The sequence below is a fragment of the Kocuria sp. SM24M-10 genome (assembly GCF_001027955.1).
GTDB classification, from domain to species: Bacteria; Actinomycetota; Actinomycetes; order Actinomycetales; family Micrococcaceae; genus Kocuria; species Kocuria oceani.
The window spans coordinates 1-1,414 of sequence record NZ_LDNX01000144.1 but is presented as its reverse complement, the minus strand read 5'-3'; the positions used below and the strand labels follow the sequence as shown (position 1 = coordinate 1,414).

The window sequence follows — 1,414 nt, the reverse complement described above, 5'->3', positions numbered from 1 at the left end:
CCGGTGCGTCAGGCCCCGTGCAGCGGCTGGAGCAGCCCGCGGACGCGGTCGGAGGGCTGCTCGCCCAGCTCCCGCGCCACGAGCGCGCGGAAGCCCTCGAACGTCCGCCGCGCCTCGGTCTCGTTGCCCAGGCCCCGGTGCGCGCGGATCAGCAGGCACACGGCGCTCTCCCGCAGGGGAGCGGCGTCCTGGACGGTGCGGGCCAGGGCTAGGGCGCGGTGGACGTCTCCGTGCGCCAGGCAGAACTCGGCCCGCTCCTCCACGGCGTTGACGTAGAGCTCCTGCAGCCGCGCCTGCTCGGCGAGGACCCAGTCGTCGTACCAGCCCGGCAGCAGCTGCACCCCGGGGCGGTCCAGCACCCACGCGTCGTCCCGTGCCGCGGACCAGGAGGCCACCGGCCGCCGCACCAGCTCGAGCAGGTGGTGCAGGTCCACGTCCACCGTCTCGGCCAGCGCCAGGGTGCCTCCCTGGCACACCACCGCCCCCGGCATGCGGCGGGACAGCGTGAAGACGGCCGCCCGCAGGCTGCCCAGCGCGTGGTCCTCCGGGACCTCCGGCCACAGCAGCCCGGCGAGGTAGGCCCGGGACCGGGGGCCGTGGATCGCCAGGGCCGCCAGCAGCCGCTGCTGCCGCGATCCCGTCGGCACCCGGGCGCCCCGCACGGTGGCGTCCCAGCTCCCCAGCAGCCGCAGCGCGATCGTCCCCCGCTCGCCCATGAGCTGTCTCCCCCCGGCTGACCAGGCACGATGTCCGCGCCGTGCGCTCACCGCCATGCTGGGCCGCGGCCCCGGGGAAGTCAACGACATGTCGCGCCCGGCGACGAGTGCGACCGCCCCGGCCCGGACCCCGGTGACGGGGCCCGGGCCGGGGCGCTCGGGAGGGGTCAGTCCCACCACTTGTGGTAGAGGCGGTCGTCGCTGCCGATCGCGCACACGTCGACCCGGTCGCGGGCCCAGGAGACCGCCGAGGGGTTGTGCTTGACCCGCCCGCCGAGGCTCTCCCAGTCGCTCCAGCGGCGGTCGTACCACTTGTGCCACACGGCGTCGTCGGTGCCGACCACGAAGCAGTCGAGCCGGCCCCTGGCCCAGGACGAGGCGCCGGTCCCGCCGCGGCAGACCCCGCCCAGGCTCTCCCAGCCGCTCCAGCGGCGCCCGTTCCACCACTTGTGCCACAGGGCGTCGTCGCGGCCGATGCCGAAGCAGTCGATCCGGTCCCGGTCCCAGGACACGGCGGAGGGGTTGTACCGCAGCCGGCCGCCCAGGCTCTCCCAGCCGCTCCAGCGGCGCCCGTTCCACCACTTGTGCCACAGGGCGTCGTCCGTGCCGAGCACGAAGCAGTCCAGCCGGTTGCGCGCCCAGGAGGAGACCCCCACGCCGCCGCGGCACCGGCCGCCCAGGCTCTCCCAGCCGCTCCA

The 1,414-nt window shown here is 76.0% G+C and carries 1 protein-coding gene and 1 pseudogene; both read right to left on the bottom strand.

The genetic code is table 11. The features are described from left to right. Positions 1-8: 8 nt before the first annotated feature. Positions 9-716, bottom strand: coding sequence for a BTAD domain-containing putative transcriptional regulator (locus ABL57_RS23435; RefSeq protein ID WP_053005087.1), 708 nt, complete (start codon positions 714-716; stop codon positions 9-11). A 167-nt stretch (positions 717-883) separates the two neighbouring features. Beyond that, a pseudogene (locus ABL57_RS22455) lies at positions 884-1,414 on the bottom strand (peptidoglycan-binding protein); the annotation flags it as partial.